Below are 17,915 nucleotides of genomic sequence, written 5' to 3'. Positions count from 1 at the left end.
AGACATGGTTCCGCTACGCGAATTCATAGTCGATCGCCCCGTCTTTCATGACGATGCTGACCTCTTTCATTTCTTCCCCCGACACCATCCTTGACAGCACCTGACGCGACAGATCGGGCAGGATGGAGTTCGTGATGATGTTGTCGATCATCCGCCCGCCGCTGTCGGGGTCGCGGCATTGCTCGACGATATGCGCCAGCACGTCGTCGCCATAGACCATTCTAGCCCCGTGCGCTTCGCGCAGCCGTTTGGCGACCGATCCAAGTTTGAGTTTCGTGATGCCGCCCAGCACCTCTTTGCCCAGCGGGAAATAGGGGATCGTGACGATCCGACCCAATAGTGCCGGCGGGAACACTTCCAGCAGGAAGGGTTTCATCGCCGTATCAAGTTCATCCATATCCGGGATCGTCTCACCGCCGTCGCCCATCTCCATGATCACATCCGTGCCGACGTTCGAGGTCAGCAGGATCAGCGTGTTCTTGAAGTTGATGGCCCGCCCATTCCCGTCCTCCATGATCCCCTTGTCGAAGACCTGAAAGAACAGTTCGTGGATATCCGGGTGGGCCTTTTCAATCTCGTCCAGCAGGACGACCGAATAGGGTTTGCGGCGAACAGCCTCGGTCAGCCGCCCGCCTTCGCCATAGCCGACATAGCCGGGAGGGGCGCCTTTGAGGAGCGAGACGCTGTGCGCCTCTTGGAATTCGGACATGTTGATCGTGATGATGTTTTGTTCGCCGCCATAGAGGCTCTCGGCCAGCGCTAGTGCGGTTTCGGTTTTGCCGACGCCGGATGGGCCGCAGAGCATGAAGACACCGATGGGCTTGTTCGGGTTGGACAGCCCTGCGCGGCTGGTCTCGATCCGCTTGGCGATCATTTTCAGGCCGTGATCCTGGCCGATGACGCGCTCTGACAGGTGGTCGGAGAGGGTCAGGATTTGTTGCAGTTCATCCACGACCATCCGTCCCGCCGGGATGCCCGTCCAGTCAGAGATGACGGAGGCGACGGCTTGTTCGTCCACATGCGCATAGACCATGCGGTCGTCGGCGTCGGTGGCGTCGAGTTTGGCCATCAGGTCGAGCATTTCGCCGCGGATCGTGTCGGGGTCGCGGGGGTCTGCGATGTCTTCTTCCGGCTCGCTGTCGGGGCGGGCATCGCCGATATCGGCGGGTTCGGCGGCGTCCTCGACCCCGGTTTCGGCCTTGGCGAGTTCCGCGCGCAGGGCGAGGATGTCATCGACGATCTTTTTCTCGGCGGTGTATTTGCCTTCGAAACTTTCCAGTTCTTCGCGTTTTTCTTTCAGTTCCTCCTCAGCCTCTTGCAGCCGTTCCTCGTTTTCTTCCCCAAGGTCGCGCTGGGCGGTTTTGCTGGCGATTTCAGTTTCGAGCGCGGCGATGGCAGCTTGCAGGTCGCCGATCTTCGCTGGGATGCTGGCCTGACTGACAGCCACGCGGGCGCAGGCTGTGTCGAGGAGCGAGACCGCTTTATCCGGCAGTTGCCGCGCGGGGATGTAGCGGGCGGAAAGGTTGACGGCGGCCACGATCGCCTCGTCCGAAATGCGGACGCCGTGATGGGCCTCCATCGGGCCAAGGACGCCGCGCAGCATGTAGGCGCAGCGGTCATTGTCGGGTTCGTCCACATTGACGGGCTGGAAGCGGCGGGTCAGGGCCGGGTCTTTTTCGAAATAGTTGCGGTATTCGGCAAAGGTCGTCGCGCCGATGGTGCGCAGCGTACCGCGCGCGAGCGCGGGTTTCAGGAGGTTGGCGGCGTCGCCCGTGCCTTGGGCGCCGCCCGCGCCGATGAGGGTATGCGCCTCGTCGATGAAGAGGATGATGGGGGTGGGGCTGGCCTGCACCTCGTCGATCAGGGATTTGAGGCGCTGTTCGAATTCGCCCTTCATCGAGGCCCCGGCCTGCATCGCCTGGATGTCGAGCATGTGCAGGCGGGTGCCTTTCAGCGTGGGCGGCACGTCACCGTCGGCGAGCCGTTGGGCGAAGCCTTCGACAATGGCCGTTTTGCCCACGCCCGCCTCGCCTGTCAGGATCGGGTTGTTTTGGCGGCGGCGCAGCAGCACATCGATGATCTGGCGGATTTCGTCGTCGCGACCGACGACGCGGTCCATCTTGCCGCTGGCGGCATCGGCGGTCATGTCGACGCTGAACCGGCCAAGGGCGGTAGAGGCGCTTGATCCTTCCTCGGCGGGCGCACTGCCGGATTGCAGGCCGGACCCGTCCATGGGCCGCATCTCCTCCTCGTCGCTTTCTTTCCAGAGCGAGCGGCTTTCCTTGCCGAGTTGGTCGGCGGAGATATCGTTGAAAATAGCAGAGGCGCGGGTGATCTCGCGATGCAGGTTACGGTCGTTGAGCATCGCCAGCAGGGCGTGGCCGGACCGGATTTGCACCTCGCCAAAGAAGAGCGTCGCGTAGGTCCAGGCGTGGTTGAGCGTGTCCGACAGCCCCTCTGCGATGCCGGGGGTCTCGGTGACGTTTTTGTCGAGCTTATCGATGGCGGCGATCAGATCTTTCAGGACCGTGCCCCGGTCCAGATCCAGTTCGCGCAGGGTGCAGGAGATGTCGGACTTCTGGTCGGAAACGATGTGGAACAGCCAATGCGCCGTCCCGACATTGCGGTTTTTCTCGGACCGCGCCTGCCGCATCGCCTTGAGGAAAGCGTCATAGCCCAGGCGGTTCATCTTGCCTGCGTATTTTTCGATGTTGATTTCAGCCATGATGCGATCCTTTGAAAATTAGGCGGCCTGATCCAATGCGTAGGTGGCGCCGGGAAGGTAGGTGCCGGGGGCTTTGGGCGGCTCGGATGGCAGGGTGGCCATCCAGCCCAGTTCAGCGGATTTGCCGAGCGCCGCCGGTTCGAATGCGTCGGCAGGCAGGGACAACGCGACCGAAACTTCGAACGTGCGGCCCAGATAGCCGTTCACGATGTCGCGCAAGCGGGTATGGGCCTGACCGCCGGGCAGGAAGCCGCGATATTCGGCGAGCGTTTTGGCTCGGACATGAATGATGATCTTTTCATTCACCGATTGCGCGCGGGAACCGAGGAAACAGTCGCGACCCAATGTGCTGCCCTGCTGGCCGAGCATGCTGAGGCCGTCAGCCTCGAATGCGATCCATGTGGGCACGTGTTCTTCGACGTCGACCTCGGAACCGAGATCGTAGCGCAGCATCTGTTCGAGCTTCACAGGGCTTTTGACGCGCCCGATACCAAGGGCCGCCATGGCGAGCCGGTTGCTGTCGGAAATGTCGCCGCGGTCGGCCCAAGCGGGTGTGCCGATCCCGATCAGCGCGCCGACATAGCGTGAAAAACGGTCGTCGCCGTCATGGTCGAATTGCGTGACGGCGCGCGCATCCGACCAGGCGCGGAAGAAAAGCTGCTGAAAGCGCGTCGCGAACAGATCGGTAAAGCGCACAAACGCCAGATCGCCGCTTTGCGCCCAGCGCAGGACCTCTTCTGTGGTGTTGAGCGGCAGCGCGCCATGTGGTCCGAAAAAGCCAATGATCTGGTTGCGCAGATCAGGGCGGCCCGCCTTATCGGTCCGGATGTCCGAGAAATCGCCATGCGGGAAGGCAAGGAACGGGTCCTGCCCGATCGTCGCCAGTTCCTCGCCCATCGTAGTATTACGCCCGATACGCGGCTTGCCGTCGCTATCCTGCTCCAACCGGCGCAGCAGGGCGAGATAGCCGACGGGGCGTGGCGCCACCTCGGTCATATCAGGGGCCCCGCGCCTGTACGGGGTGGAAACTTGGCCACGTCGCCCCGGTCGGTCGAGGCGATGATGGTCTGGGTAAAGCTGTTGACGGCGGCATATTCGGCAAGGAACCGGTCCAATGCGGCGCCCAAAAGAATGATCCCAGATCCTTCGAACGCGGCCTCGTCCATCTGTACGCGGATTTCCAGACCACGGGCCGGGTGGTAGCCGTCGCCGCGCTGGATCGACCGGACGATGGGCCTGGTGGTGACGGATTTGATCCCCTGCAGCTGTGTCTCGGTGACGACATCGGACAGGTCGGCAAACAGCGACAGCATCTCGCGCAGACTGCCTGCGGCGACCTCACCGTCATCATCCCCTTCAAGACTGAAATGGCTCAGCGACAGATAACTGATCAGCCGCCAGTAATTGTCCCCCGCGGTCATGCGGTGGGCCGCGTTATTCTCAAGCTCTGTCATGGCATGGCGCGGTGGCGTGGGCCCTGCGACACAGCCCAGGCTGACGCTGACATCGTCGCACATATGAAAATCGTCGCGGCTGTCGGCGATGGGCAGATATTCGGGCAAATGGCGGTTGGAACAGCGGGTGCGAACCTGCAGCCGTTCGGCCCGCGCCTGCCCATCGACAGGGGGCGGTTCGTAGATCGAAATGAACGTCTCGGTCCCCAGATAGCGCTGGCGCGCACCGAACCGGCGTTCCTTTTGCGTCATCCGGCGCGGTTTCTGCCGGGTGGTGTAATAGAGGGATTGGCGCGGTTTCGCCCCGTCTTTCGGCACGGCATAAAGCGGATTGACCCGCACCTTGTCCTGCACGCCGGGGTAATGGGCGTGGACTGCGGTGATGTTGTACACCTCGTAATGGGTCAGTGGGCTGCTGTCGGGGGTGACCGCGAATTCGGTGCGCTTGTCATCCAGCCTGATCTGGCTCGCGCTTTCCTCGAACAGGTTCACGGCGGGCACGCAATTCAGCGCAAAGGCATCCTTGCCCAGCCGTGCGGCAAGGTTTTTGCTGGATGTGCCGAATTCCAGCATCAGCTGCACCTCGGCCCCCACGATGCGGGGCAAATAGCGCTGGAGGTTCTTCAGACGAAAGCCCAGCAGCTTGCGGGGAAAAACGAAAACTTCGCGCAGGCGGGCGAATCCTTGAAAAAGCCGTCCGTCATGGGGGAACAGGCTCGCGTCATCCTCGAACCCCACCTGTTCGATATCGTCGGGGGCAAGGCGGATGAAGACCGGATCGCCGTTCTTGTCGAGATAACGCAGCGAGGCGCGTTTGCAATCGCAGAAAATCTGTTCGTACAAAGCGACCGCATCCGGCATGTCGTTGATCAGGTAGACGGGCAGGCTGTCCACCGCGACTTCGGATATGGGGCCGCCGTCTTTTTTGCTGTGCTCAGATGCAGGTCGGTGAATCGTCAGTTGCAGGCCGGCCTTTGTGCCCTGGGCCACCTCGGCCTCGCCCGCGGCAAGGATCGGCGCGGGGCTGGCGTGATAGACGGCCTTTGACACGGTCAGTGGCCAGATCGACAACGGCCCGCATAGCGAAAAGCGGCAAGACACACGCTGATCGGCATCGGCAAAGCGGGCGTCCAGATAATCGCCACGCGCGAAATGCAGACCCTTGATCAGATCCTTGTTGTCAAAGGGCGGGTTGGCGCGGACCAGCATCACGCTGGGGGTCGGTGTCAGCGCATCGGGGAAAATCTGGTTGAGCAGTTCCTGCGAGAATGTGCGGAATTCCTCGTCCATCTTCAGCTGGACGCGGGCGGCCATGAAGGCGGTGCCTTCCAACAAACCGGCAACGGCCGGGTCGAGGTTTTCCTTGATCAGTCCACCCAGACGGTCGGCGATGCCCGGATAGTCGGCGGCGAATTCGCGCGACCGCTCGTATAGCAGGGCGAGTTCCTTGTTATAGGCTTCGCGGAACGCCTTTTTCATGTCTGCACCCGCAGGCGGGTCATCTGGATCTTGCCTGCGCCCATATCGACCTCGGCCACGAAATCGAGAGGGACATCGACCGGGGTCGCCACCATCTCGGCCGAGACGTCAAAGCTGAGCCGTTGGGTCGCTTCCTGTTCGTCGTGGTTCAACTGAATCTCGATCGTATCGGCGATCAGGCGCGGTTCGTGTTCGATCAGCGTTTCGCGGATCAGCGCGGCGATCTGCTTGCCCGCGTGGATGGAATTGGTCATCTCGCTCATATCGCCGAAGCCGAAGTTGATCACGGATTTGGCGACGTAAGGCGTGTCGTCCAGATCGATCACGGCATCAAGGTTGATCGTATTCATCAGGCTGGCGAGGTCACGGGTCAGGTGGCGGCGCAATGTCGCCTCGTCCGTGCCGACGCGGCGTTCCTGGCTGCGGGCGGTGATTTCGCGGGCGTCGCCCTGATAATTTGCTTCGGTCTTTTTGCTGTCGCCCGACGCGCGGGCGGCGCGGAATACATGCATCAGCGATACCTGGCGCCGGTCCTTTGGATCGGTGCGATTGCCGGTTTTGCCGCGATTGCCAGAATGCGTGTTCATCTACGCCAGGGATTTAGAAAGGCCAAAGGCAATTCGGGGCCACAAAGGGCCCCGAATCCGTTCGTTGGTGAAGCATCAGCAAATCGCTGATTACGAGCTCCACTCGACGTTTTCGGCGATGTTCCAGCCGGCCAGCGATTCCGCACCAGCGGCGCCGGATTCTTCCTGCAGCGTGTAGGCCACTTCGAACTTGCGGAAGTTCAGGGTCAGGTTTTCCTGGATACGGTCAAGGCCGTCCTTGGATCCGCCCGTCGCGTAAGACGTGATCATGATGTTTTCCATCTTGATGCGGAAATACTCGACAGGGGCCGTACCGCCGGATTTGCGCACGATCAGCTCACCATTTTCGATGTGCTCACCGCTTGTGCAGCGCTTGATCAGGTCGTTGGATGCCAGGTCGACATACTTGGTCAACGAGATGTCCTGCACGTTCACCTTGCCGCCACCGCCGCCGGAACCGACATGCGTCGTACCCGACTGGGACAGGCCCCAGTTCCATGCCAGGACGTCAATCTCGTCCATGTGGACCGAGTCTTGTGACTCGCCCTTGATGTTGTTCGAGAGTTTCAGAAAAATATCAACAGCCATTATAGTGCTCCGTTTTGGCCGCCAGCGTACTCAAATGCGCTAACGATGGTTGGTTAGGGGAGGGGGTCTTCATTTGCCACTCGGCAGTTTGGATACCAGGCTCATCCCGATATCCATTCCTTCCATCTGGAAGTGGGGTTTGAGGAAGAATTTACCCATATAGTAACCTGGGTTTTCTTCGTCCTCGATGACCTGCACCGTCGCGCCAGCCAAAGGCTTTTTGGCCTTTTCCTTTTCAGAGGCGCTTTCAGGATTTGCAGAGACATATTTGTTGATCCACGTCTGCAGATCTTTCTCAAGTTGGATCCGGTCGGGGCTTGTCCCGATTTTGTCCCGGACCATGCACTTCAGGTAATGACTGAAGCGTGAGACAGCAAAGATGTAGGGCAGGCGCGACGACATGTTGTCGGACGCGGTAGCCAGATCATCCACATATTTTTTCGGGCGATACAGCGACTGCGCACCGATAAAGGCCGCCTTGTCGGTGTGCTTGCGATGGATCAGACCGATCAGGCCCGCCTTGCTCAGCTCGCCCTCGCGACGGTCGGTGATCGACACCTCCGTCGGGATTTTCATGTCCTTGGATCCGTCACCGGTATCGAATGTGTGGGTCGGCAGGTTGATCACCTCGCCACCCGACTGAACACCGCGGATTTTAACCGTCCAGCCATACTCCTTGTGCGCACGGTTGATGTTCGACGCCATCGCGTGGGCCGCGTTCATCCAGGCATATTGGTTGCCGTCGTGGCCGTCGGTTTCTTCGATAAAGTTGAATTCCTCAACGACCGATGTGCCATCTTCGGTGTACGGCTCGCGCGACAGGGCGCGGGGCAGCGTCAGGGCCAGATAGCGCGAGTTTTCACTATCGCGCAGGCTGTTCCATGCCGCGTAGTCGGGCGTGTCGAAAATTTCGGACAGGTCCGCCGGGTTTGGCATCTCGGTCCAGTTGTCCATGCCCAGCAAAGTCGGCGCGGCGGACGAGATGAACGGTGCGTGCGCTGTCGCCGCGATCTTGGACATGTCGCGCAGCAGGCTGACATCGCCGCTGGAATGGTCGAAATAGTAATCACCGATCAACGCGCCAAAGGGCTTGCCGCCCATCGTGCCGAATTCCTGTTCGTAGATTTTGGTGAACAGGGGCGACTTGTCCCATTTCGCACCGGGATAACGGCGGAGTTCGCTTTTCAGCTCATCCTTGGACACGTTCATCACGTTGACGCGCAACGTGCTGTCCGTCTCGGAATTGTTGACCGTGTAGGCCAGACCGCGCCAGCTGCTTTCCAGTTCCTGGAATTCCTTGGCATGGATGATCTGGTTGACCTGTTTGGTCAGCTTTTCATCGATCTTGGCCAGCATCGCGCCGATCGTGTCGAGGATATCGTCGGCGATAACCGTCTGATCGTTCAGCGCCTCGCGGACAAGCGTCACGACGGCATTGTCGACCTCTTTGGCCGCTTCATCGGTCCGGGGCTTGATCGTCTGCTTGAGAATATCGGAAAATTCGTCAAGCTCGTTCAGACCCTCCTGAACCTGGGCGTCCTGCTGTTGCGCTTCTTCGGCCATGTGTCTCTTCCCCTGTGTCGTCAGGTGCTACAGTGTTTACGCGGCAGCCTGCAGATTTATTCGGCGCTGTCGTCTTTTTCTTCGTCGGCTTTGTTCGCTTCGGCCAAGGCGGCCATCAATTCCGGATCTTCCAGCAGCGCCTTGAGGTGGTCCTGCGCCTTGGACTTGCCGTTCATGTAACGCGACAGGTTCGCCAGTTGCTCTCGTGCTTCCAACAGCTTTGCAAGGGCGGGCACCTGTCGGGCCACCTGCGCGGGCCCGAAATCATCCATGTTCTCGAATTTGAGGTTCACGCCCAGCTTGGTCCCGCTATCGGGGTCAAGCGTGTTGTCGACGGCAAAGGACAGGCCCGGCGATACGCTGGCCATGTAATCATCAAGGGTCGAGGCCGTCACGTCGGTGAAATTCCGTTCGGCAAGCGGGTCTTTTTCGACTTCGGAGGCATTGCCGGACAGATCGGAAAACACGCCCATGACAAAGGGCAGCTCGACCATTTTTTCGCTGTCGTAAGGGTCGGCATAGGAAATATTCACCCGTGGCGGGCGATTGCGTTTGATAAATCCGGTCGCAGAATCTGACGGCATCTAATCTCTCCTCAACATCGGCGCTATGAAACGGTGTATATCCAATGAAGTCAACGTCATTCACCTTATATTAATCGCAAATTCTGGTTGTATGTGCCCATTCACACAGCACCATTTTGCGGTAGCAAATCTGCGACAATCGCCGAGAAGTCCTTATCAAGATATGTCCGCGCCTTGAACAGCAAAACCGGGATCGGGCTGGCGGGTTCGAACGCGCGGAAATACTCTTCGACGGCGGTGATCAGCGGGGCGAGTGCTGCGCGGTTGGGGATGTCCGGCGGTGGGCCAGGATCGGCCTCGGCAGGGTCGATGGCCTGACCTGCCCCTTCGCCCGCCAACATCTTGAGCCGGTCCATGTACAGCACAAAGCCGCTATCGGATCCGAAGGTGATTTTGGTCTTGTTCGCGTGTTCCGGCATCAGCGTCTCGATCGCCTCGACCAAAGGGCGTCCGACCAGCAAACGGGCCTGGGTGATCAGCAAAAGGGCGGGTGCCGCCGGTTCGTTGGTGGCCAGGTATTTTTCAAGGCTGGTCAGTATCTGCAACGCCGCCGCCCGATTGGGTACACTGGATGGCGCGACGGGGGCGGCAGCCGGGGCAGGGATGGCTGGTCCAGCCTCTGGCGCGGCGGCGTCAGCGGCGGGTGCGGCTTCCTCAACGGGGGCTTCTTCGGCAGGTGGCGCGTCGGCGCCCCACGGTGCCAGATCACTGCGCCCGTTCTGGATCAGACCTTGCAAATCGGCGATCGCCGCCTGCGCTTTGCTTAGGTCCGGCGTAAACGGCTGCTCCATCTTCAGGCAGGCAGACGTGATCCGGGCGAGCGCCTGGGCGGCCTTGGACAGGGCCGCATGCGCGCTTTCCACATTTTTTCGATTACCCGGGGCGGCCAGCTCCGAAAGCATCGCGCCGCTGTTCAGCCCGACCTCGCCCTCGCGTGGTTCGGCGCCGCCATTGGCGACGGTGTAACGACGGAAAGATACCTCGCCCGGGCCGGACAGGTTGATGTAGTGCAACGGGATGATGACGGCGCTGGATCCGTTCAATTCCTCGATCGCGCCGCGCCGTTCCGAAGGATCCTTGGGATGCACGTCCTCTGGAAAGGTCTCGAGCACCAGCGCCATGCCATCCACGGCGTCTGCAAAATCGGGTAAGCGGCCAGCGAGCACCATCAGCCGGGCAAGGACCGATAGCAGACGCAGATCGCGGCTGCGTTTCAGCAATTCGGTGATCGTCTTCTTTTCAGACGCATGGGAAATGGATTTCTGATCGAACAGCGTGCCGGGCGTGAACTCATCATCCGGGCCTTTGATGCCGGGCATGAAATAGCGCTCGGGCATCCGGCTTTCCGCCTCAAAGTAGTAGTCCACAAAGGCGGTGTCGTCCGTCGCTTCAAGGTCGGGACCGCACGGCGCATCCGCCGAGACGGGTTCAGAGAGCCAGTCGAAACTCATCCATCATCCTTTGGGGAGGGCAGCGATTTGGGCACCATTTCACACATACAGATCAACCGGTGCGAGCGTGCCGCGATGCTATCCAAGGGTCAAGCAAGGGATTCCAGACCATGCCCGTCTGTGACCTATTTGCGCGCAGCTGCGACGGCGGCGGCATAGCTTTCGGCAAAGTGTTTCAGGAACACGTCCAGCATGCCGTTGTCATGACTTGCGACCTTGGCGTCCCATCGTTTGACATATTCGTCCCAGGCCCTGCGGCGGCTATTGGCCAAAAGGCCACTGCCCGTCGCCTCTTCGATGGCTTCGGGCGACAGATCCTCGAGCAGTTTGATCAGCGCGGGCTGAATTGCGGCGAACACGGCCATCTGATGGGTTTTGACATCACCAAGCGCGGCGGTCATCCCTTCGCCGCCGGTCATGAAACCGGTCTGCGGCTCCAGAAACATCGCCTTCAGCGCCTCGGTTGGGTTGGGCATGTGTTTCAGGGGGTTGTTGTTGGCGGCCCCCATCATGGTGCGGTCACCGCTTTTTGTGAATTGCTTGGCGGCGGCGCGATCTTGCAGCAGGGCCATCAGCTCTGCAGCGGCGGCCTGCATCGTGCGGCCCAGCTCGCGGGCAAGCGCCGCACCATCGACGCCACTGCCCGAGGGCGGTGCGGGCAGCCCCGCGCCTTCACAGAAGGCGGCCAATATATCGCCGCCGCGATCGGCTGGCGGGGCCGGGGCCTGCGCAGGAGGTGTCGGCGCAAGATCGGGTGCCGGGGCAGCCGGGATCGGGCCATCTGAAAATGGCGATTCCGACCCACCCTGCGGCGCCTGGGGTGCGTCAAAGGGCGACGGGGCGGCCGGGATGGGTGCCGCTTGCGGTGCTGGCACCGGTGGCGGCGGATTGGGATTGACGATGAAATCACCCATGAAATCGTCATAAGCGCGCGGATCGGGGGGTGGGCTGACATCCACAGGCGCGCTTGGTGCGCCGCCAATGACCCAGGGGTCGCCATCATCCACGGGGGGTGGAGGCATTTGCGACGGTGTCGGCGGTTGTGCCAGGCCCACCGCCATCGTGGCCACGATAAAGTAGTTGCCCACCTGAAACCGATCGCCCTCGTTCAATCGGTGTGGCCCCTCCAGCCGGTGCCGTTGCCCATCGAAAAAGACGCCGTTGGTCGATACATCGGTCAGGTAATAGGACCCGTCACGATAGGTGATGTCGAAATGGTGGCTCGAGATGTGGCGTTGCGGGTCCGGCAGCGACCAGTCCATCGAAGCGGACCGGCCCACGCTCATACCCGCCGCGGTCACGCTGGCCGAGGTCGGACCGCCATCAGGCAGCTTGTCATAGTTCTCGATCCGCAGGGTCAGGGTCATGCCGTTCCGGGTAACACGTTACAATGCGCCGCTAATAAACCTTGAAGAGCGATTCCGCCATGTCGATAAACCGGGCAAGGAATATCGGGCGGCGCGACAAATCGGCCTTGGCCAGACAGGACAGGATGGCGGTGTTGATCGCCCGCGGGCAACGGCTGGGCCCGACCGGGGCCGGATCATTGGGCGCAATCGACCCGCCCGACCAGCCGACGGCCAGGGCCAGATGCACGCCGGGTGATTTGGCGGGGGCCCACAGGGCCTCGCGCATGACGTGGTGGCGCATGGGTGTTTCGGGGCGGCCGATCCATGACGCGACAAGCTCCATCATCTGGCGGTCAAGCGTCGTCAGCGCGTCGGGCATCGTCCGCAGGCATTCATGCCCCCACCAGATGGCCAGCTTGGGTTGGATGGCGAACGCGGTAAAGGTCACCGCCTCTTCCGGCGTCGTGGATTGGCGCAGGCGCATCAGGTAACCCAACGCTTCCTCCTCGGCGCGCGGGCGCTGCTGGGTCACCTCGGCCAGCTGGGGGATCGCCACATAAAGATCGGGCAGCGTGTCAAAGCGCGTCGCCACGGTCGGCGGTCTGGTTTTTTCCTCATCGAGCGGAGGGGCATCATCAGGCGACATGAAAGATCGGGTCCAATTCCATTACGCGGCGAGCAGAGGGCACGCGACCAATGGCGGGATTGTCGGGAACTGGGGGGCGTGCGTCAAGCGTGGTTTTGACTGATGATCGGCGACAAGATATCGATCCATATGGCATGTTCGGAAATAGTCGTTTAGCGTCCAGACCGAGATGCTGACGTATTTCATCCGATCCTTTCAGATGCGACATTCAGGAGCACCGCATGAGAATTGATGCCGCCACCATCAAAAAGTATCCCAAGTTCTACTATTACTTGACCCACGACATACCGGTCCTTGCCAAAAATCCGAAAATCGTCGGTTCCATCAAGAAATTCTCTGGCAAGACGTCAGAGGCAACGATCAAATCGGCCCTGCAATGGGGAACCAAGCCGGATATCAAGCTGGTCAACAATCTGATCTGTGCATCGCAGAAGGCTTACGGTTGCTATCGCTGGGGATCGGACGTTCTCGAAATCGAAGAGCAACTCGTCGTTGATTTTGAGGCGGGCAAAGGTGTCAAACGCAGAACGACCAGCGGCGATTATGTCTATCTCCTGGGCGCGACCATCCTGCACGAACTGACCCATTGGGCCGATGCCCATGACAAAGTCGATGACCCCGTTCCGGGCGATCCCTCGAACGAAGAAGGCAATGCCTACGAAAAGGCAGTTTATGGCAAGGTGATGTAAACCGATCCGTGTCTGAATCGCGCAGGCGCGCAAGCACAGCTTTGCGAGCCACGGAACGTGTGTTGGTGAGGGCGGCGAAGGCACCCGACTTTCACTGATTGGTAACGCAAGGTCACTGTCGACCGCCGATATATCCGCAGTGCAGGCTGTAGACAATCGAAGGAGACCCATGCGCCCTGTCCTGATTTATCGGTGGATCGTGTTTTTGCTCGCGGCAGGCTATCTGCTGCGCACCTTCATTTTTGGTGATTTCAGCGATTTCGGTGGCCCGTACCGTTACCTGACGATCTGGGCACTGACCGCGTCGTTCTTTGCCGCCAGTCGCATGATGGCGCTTGAGGAAGGGCGCAGCACACACCGCTGGGATGGGTTCGTCGCGATGACCGCCGTCCTCAACACGATGGTCGTGTTCCTCTATTGGCGGCTTTACTTCGGCGACCCGGCCTCGGTCACCCGCGACGGGGAACTGGCGGCCTGGCATCTTGAAATGTACCTGCACCTGGTCGGGCCTCTTTTGCAATGGATCGACAGCATGTTCATACACCGCAGCTATCGCAGGCTCTGGCCGGCGGTGCTGTGGCTGGTCGGGGTGATCACGGCCTATCTGACATGGGCGGAATTGCTGGTCGGCCCCAACAACGACAGCCCTGTCGGCACGGTCACCACTGGCCTGCCGTATCCATTCCTGAACAATCTGGAATTCAGCGACAGGCTGGTGTTTTACGGCACCAACCTCGCCACCGGGCTGGTTTTGCTGCTGCTCTTCACGTGCCTCGCCTGGGGCGTCAGGCGCCGATTTCCTGCGCCAGTAGCGCCCTGAGCCCGGTCTTGTAATTCGGGTAAAGCAGATCAACCCCAAGTTCGTCCTTGATGCGATCATTCCGCACTTTCTTGCTTTCGGCATAGAAAGACCGGGCCATCGGGCTCATATCGGCTGTCTCGAAATCGACGGCGGGTGGGATCGGCATGTTCAGCAATTCGGCGGCATATGCGATGACGTCCTCCGGCGGTGCCGGGTCGTCATCACACACATTATAGACAGCCCCCGGATCTGGTCGCGCAATCGAGGCCGCAAGGACTCGCGCAATGTCCGCCACATGAATACGGCTGAACACCTGGCCCTCCTTGATGATCCGCCGCGCTGTGCCCTTGCGGACTTTGGAGAACGGGCCGCGACCCGGGCCATAGATCCCGGCAAGACGAAAGATATGCAGAGGCAAGTCGGGGATCGCAGCCCATGCGGCCTCGGCCTCGACCCGGGCGATGCCGCGTTTGGTTGCGGCCGTCAGGGGCGTCGTTTCGTCCACCCAATCGCCACCATGATCGCCGTAGACACCGGTGGTCGACAGATAGCCGACCCATTCAAATTGCCTGGCCCGCGCGGCAATCTCGTCGCGTAATTCGGCGAGCACGGGATCGCCATCCTCTCCCGGAGCCGCCGAAATCAGCACATGCGTCGCCGCATTTAGCGCTGGGTCCATATCCGCACCGGGCCAAATCCGCGGCTCGACACCCTCGTTCATCAGGCGCGGTGCCTTATCCTCGGACCGGGTCGTGCCGATCACGCGCCAGTCTTGGGGCAGCAACAGACGAGACAATGCACGGGCCGAAAAGCCGTGGCCGAAGGAGAGGAGTGTCTTTGTCATAGAGTCTTGGTGGCTGACTCGGGAATGAGAGGCAAGCCCCGGTATATTTGGAGAATGCTGATGCCTCCGGCGGGGATATTTTTAGCCAAAAGAGGTAATGGAATATCAACCATGTCTTGCGAACATAGTCGAGCGGTACAGGCGGGGACGCCGATGGCCGTGCCTGAAGAGGCCCCTCTTCGCCGATGGTGGGGAGGGGTCCATCCTCTTTTGGCTAAAAATATCCCCGCCGGAGGCATAGAATCTATTTGCCTGACCATCCCTCCCTTGGCTTCATCTGGACTGCGCGCTAATCAAGCCGCAACAACAGGAGGACGATCATGGCATTCACCCCCGCCAAATGGCCCCGCAAATTGCGGTCACAGGAATGGTTCGGGGGCACCGAAAAGGATGCGATCTATCACCGGTCCTGGATGAAAAACCAGGGCCTGCCAGCCGACCTGCTGGATGGGCGCCCGGTCATCGGTATCTGCAACACGTGGTCCGAACTGACCCCATGCAACGCGCATCTGCGCGATCTGGCCGAGCGGGTGAAGTTCGGTGTGTACGAGGCGGGGGGCTTCCCCGTCGAATTCCCTGTCTTCAGCCCATCGGAAAGCACGATCCGCCCCACCGCCATGATGTACCGCAACCTGTGCGCCATGGATGTGGAGGAAGCGATCCGCGCCAAATGCATCGACGGCGTCGTCCTGCTGGCCGGTTGTGACAAGACCACCCCCGCCCTTCTGATGGGCGCAGCCTCCGTCGATCTGCCTGCCATCGTCGTGTCGGGCGGGCCGATGCTGAACGGGCATTTCCGGGGGGAGCGGGTCGGATCCGGCACCCATCTTTGGAAATTTTCCGAAGCCGTCCGGGCGGGGGAGATGACCGCCGAGGAATTTGTCGAAGCCGAGGCGTCCATGTCTCGCTCCCCCGGGTCGTGCAACACCATGGGAACCGCCAGCACGATGGCGTCGATGGCCGAGGCGCTGGGCATGGCCCTGTCCGGCAACGCCGCGATCCCCGCCGTCGACAGCCGCCGTCGCGCCATGTCGCACATCACCGGTCGCCGTATCGTGCAGATGGTCAAGGATGACCTGAAGCCGTCCGACATCATGACAACGGAAGCGTTCGAAAACGCGATCCGCACCAACGGCGCAATCGGTGGGTCCACCAATGCGGTGATCCACCTGCTCGCCATGGCAGGCCGTGTCGGCATCGACCTCACGCTGGATGATTGGGACCGCTGCGGGCGCGACGTGCCGACCATCGTGAACCTCATGCCGTCAGGCAAATACCTGATGGAAGAATTCTTCTACGCCGGTGGCCTGCCCGTCGTGATCAAACGGCTGGGCGAGGCGGGCATGCTGCACAAGGACGCGCTGACCGTCTCGGGCGGGTCCATGTGGGACGAGGTCAAGGACGTTCAGAACTGGAACGAGGATGTCATCCTGCCCGTCGAAAAGGCCCTCACCCAATCCGGCGGCGTCGCCGTCCTGCGCGGCAATCTCGCGCCGAAAGGTGCCGTCCTGAAACCCTCCGCCGCCACACCCGAACTGATGAAGCATCGCGGCCGTGCGGTCGTGTTTGAGGATATCGATGACTACAAAGCGCGTATCAATGACGACGATCTCGACATTGATGAGACCTGCGTCATGGTCCTGAAAAACTGCGGCCCGCGTGGTTATCCGGGCATGGCCGAGGTTGGGAATATGGGCCTGCCGCCCAAGATCCTGAAAAAGGGGATCACCGATATGGTGCGCATCTCGGACGCGCGGATGTCGGGTACGGCCTTTGGTACTGTCGTTCTACATACGTCACCCGAGGCTGCAGTGGGCGGGCCTCTCGCCGTCGTGCAGAATGGCGACATGATCGAACTCGACGTAGAGGCCCGGCGCATTCATTTGGATATCCACGATGACGAACTGCAATCACGCCTCGATGCATGGAGCGCCGACAATTCCGGCGCAAATCCACGCCCTGAAAGCGGTTATGCTCAACTTTATCATGACCGGGTTTTGGGCGCCGATACAGGCGCCGATTTCGACTTCCTCGTCGGATGCCGGGGCAACGCGGTCGGCAAGGAAGCGCATTGATGACACCCGTCTGCCTTGTGGGGATCGGCAAGATCGCCGTCGATCAGCATGTCCCCTCTATCGCCGCCAGCGATGACTGGGAACTGGCCGCCACGGTCAGCCGGTCAGGTACGGTCGAAGGCGTCCCCGCCTTCACCGATTTCGACCGGATGCTGGCGGAAACCGATATCCCCGTCATCTCCCTCTGTCTACCGCCCGTGCCGCGTTTCGCCTATGCGGCCAAGGCCATCGCGGCGGGTCGTCATGTGATGCTGGAAAAGCCGCCCGGCGCGACGCTCGCCGAAGTCCACGCGCTGCAAGACATGGCCACTGCGAAGGGCGTCACCCTTTTCACCACTTGGCACAGCCGGATGGCGCGTGGGGTCGCCGGGGCCAAGGCCTTCCTCGCGGACAAGACGGTCACCGAAGGCCACATCACCTGGAAGGAAGATGTCCGCCGCTGGCATCCCGGCCAGGAATGGGTGTTCGAACCCGGGGGCATGGGCGTGTTCGACCCTGGTATCAACGCGCTGTCGATCCTGACAGAGGTGCTGCCCGCCGCTGTCCATCTGAAAGAGGCGACGCTGCACTTCCCCGAAAACCGGCAGACGCCGATTGCCGCACAGCTGCAATTCTCGGGCGGGATCAGCGCCGATTTCGACTGGCGTCAGGAAGGCGACCAAATCTGGGAAATGACCCTGCACGCCGGGGCTGACCGGGTCGATCTGAAGGATGGCGGCAACCGCTGCCTGATCAACGGGGAAGAGGCCGCACAGGCGGCGCTGGACGAATACCCGGCGCTGTACGCGCGGATGGCGGAACTGATGGAAACGGGCGGATCGGATGTGGACCTGACACCGATGGTGCATGTCTCCGACGCAATGACGCTTGGGCGGCGTGAAACCGTCGCGGCCTTCGATTTCTGAACAAACGTTAACCTTTTGCGGCGCGCGATAGGTTAATACATGGTCTTGGGCCAAAGCGTATGCACGCGATCTGCACGCTGTGTGTACGGTGTGTGTACGCAAAACATACCCTGAAATCAGGGCGTTAACTTTTGATTCCTCCAGATTTCATGGCGCTGAAGGTCAATCCGGGCC

At 60.8% G+C, this 17,915-nt stretch carries 15 protein-coding genes; 4 read left to right on the top strand and 11 right to left on the bottom strand.

What is annotated here, in order from left to right; translation table 11 throughout:
- Positions 1-13: 13 nt before the first annotated feature.
- From tssH to V8J85_RS08875, 10 genes are all read right to left on the bottom strand, one after another.
- A complete protein-coding gene (tssH, locus tag V8J85_RS08920) occupies positions 14-2,725 on the bottom strand; it encodes a type VI secretion system ATPase TssH (protein ID WP_339953377.1) in 2,712 nt (903 codons plus the stop codon).
- 18 nt (positions 2,726-2,743) lie between these two features.
- Complete coding sequence (tssG, locus tag V8J85_RS08915) at positions 2,744-3,721, bottom strand: type VI secretion system baseplate subunit TssG (RefSeq protein ID WP_339953376.1); 978 nt, start codon at positions 3,719-3,721, stop codon at positions 2,744-2,746.
- Positions 3,718-5,658, bottom strand: a complete 1,941-nt coding sequence (tssF, locus tag V8J85_RS08910) for a type VI secretion system baseplate subunit TssF (protein ID WP_339953375.1) — start codon at positions 5,656-5,658, stop codon at positions 3,718-3,720. Before tssF ends, tssG begins: the two co-directional genes overlap by 4 nt.
- Positions 5,655-6,245: a type VI secretion system baseplate subunit TssE gene (tssE, locus tag V8J85_RS08905; RefSeq protein WP_339953374.1), complete on the bottom strand. Its 591-nt coding sequence runs from the start codon at positions 6,243-6,245 to the stop codon at positions 5,655-5,657. The genes tssF and tssE overlap by 4 nt, the downstream gene beginning before the upstream one ends.
- A 90-nt stretch (positions 6,246-6,335) precedes the next feature.
- Complete coding sequence (locus V8J85_RS08900) at positions 6,336-6,833, bottom strand: Hcp family type VI secretion system effector (protein WP_339953373.1); 498 nt, start codon at positions 6,831-6,833, stop codon at positions 6,336-6,338.
- Positions 6,834-6,902: 69 nt separating this feature from the next.
- Positions 6,903-8,396 carry a type VI secretion system contractile sheath large subunit gene (tssC, locus tag V8J85_RS08895; protein WP_339953372.1) on the bottom strand — a complete coding sequence of 498 codons (1,494 nt, stop codon included), beginning with the start codon at positions 8,394-8,396 and terminating at the stop codon, positions 6,903-6,905.
- 56 nt (positions 8,397-8,452) lie between these two features.
- Positions 8,453-8,980, bottom strand: coding sequence for a type VI secretion system contractile sheath small subunit (gene tssB, locus V8J85_RS08890; RefSeq protein WP_339953371.1), 528 nt, complete (start codon positions 8,978-8,980; stop codon positions 8,453-8,455).
- Between the two features lie 101 nt (positions 8,981-9,081).
- Positions 9,082-10,431: a type VI secretion system protein TssA gene (locus V8J85_RS08885; RefSeq protein WP_339953370.1), complete on the bottom strand. Its 1,350-nt coding sequence runs from the start codon at positions 10,429-10,431 to the stop codon at positions 9,082-9,084.
- A gap of 125 nt (positions 10,432-10,556) precedes the next feature.
- Positions 10,557-11,798, bottom strand: coding sequence for a type VI secretion system-associated FHA domain protein TagH (gene tagH / locus V8J85_RS08880; protein WP_339953369.1), 1,242 nt, complete (start codon positions 11,796-11,798; stop codon positions 10,557-10,559).
- 31 nt (positions 11,799-11,829) lie between these two features.
- Positions 11,830-12,426 carry a DUF6931 family protein gene (locus V8J85_RS08875; protein ID WP_339953368.1) on the bottom strand — a complete coding sequence of 199 codons (597 nt, stop codon included), beginning with the start codon at positions 12,424-12,426 and terminating at the stop codon, positions 11,830-11,832.
- A gap of 221 nt (positions 12,427-12,647) precedes the next feature.
- Between V8J85_RS08875 and V8J85_RS08870 the strand changes: the two genes are divergently transcribed.
- Both V8J85_RS08870 and V8J85_RS08865 read left to right on the top strand, forming a co-directional pair.
- Positions 12,648-13,115, top strand: a complete 468-nt coding sequence (locus V8J85_RS08870) for a hypothetical protein (RefSeq protein ID WP_339953367.1) — start codon at positions 12,648-12,650, stop codon at positions 13,113-13,115.
- A 169-nt stretch (positions 13,116-13,284) separates the two neighbouring features.
- Positions 13,285-13,935 carry a hypothetical protein gene (locus tag V8J85_RS08865; protein ID WP_339953366.1) on the top strand — a complete coding sequence of 217 codons (651 nt, stop codon included), beginning with the start codon at positions 13,285-13,287 and terminating at the stop codon, positions 13,933-13,935.
- Here V8J85_RS08865 and V8J85_RS08860 read toward each other — a convergent pair.
- Positions 13,901-14,761 (bottom strand): SDR family oxidoreductase, encoded by an 861-nt coding sequence (locus V8J85_RS08860; protein WP_339953365.1) that lies wholly within the window; start codon positions 14,759-14,761, stop codon positions 13,901-13,903. The two genes, V8J85_RS08865 and V8J85_RS08860, sit on opposite strands and share 35 nt — an antisense overlap.
- 320 nt (positions 14,762-15,081) lie before the next feature.
- Here V8J85_RS08860 and araD point away from each other — a divergent pair, with 320 nt between their 5' ends.
- Positions 15,082-16,836, top strand: coding sequence for an L-arabinonate dehydratase (gene araD / locus V8J85_RS08855; protein WP_339953364.1), 1,755 nt, complete (start codon positions 15,082-15,084; stop codon positions 16,834-16,836).
- On the top strand, positions 16,836-17,741 hold the full coding sequence (locus V8J85_RS08850; protein WP_339953363.1) for a Gfo/Idh/MocA family protein: 906 nt from the start codon (positions 16,836-16,838) through the stop codon (positions 17,739-17,741). The genes araD and V8J85_RS08850 overlap by 1 nt, the downstream gene beginning before the upstream one ends.
- The last annotated feature ends 174 nt before the right edge of the window (positions 17,742-17,915 follow it).

The organism is Yoonia sp. 2307UL14-13, assembly GCF_037572755.1.
GTDB lineage: Bacteria > Pseudomonadota > Alphaproteobacteria > Rhodobacterales > Rhodobacteraceae > Yoonia.
Note: the sequence above shows the minus strand (reverse complement) of the source record. Positions and strands in the feature narration are given on the sequence as shown.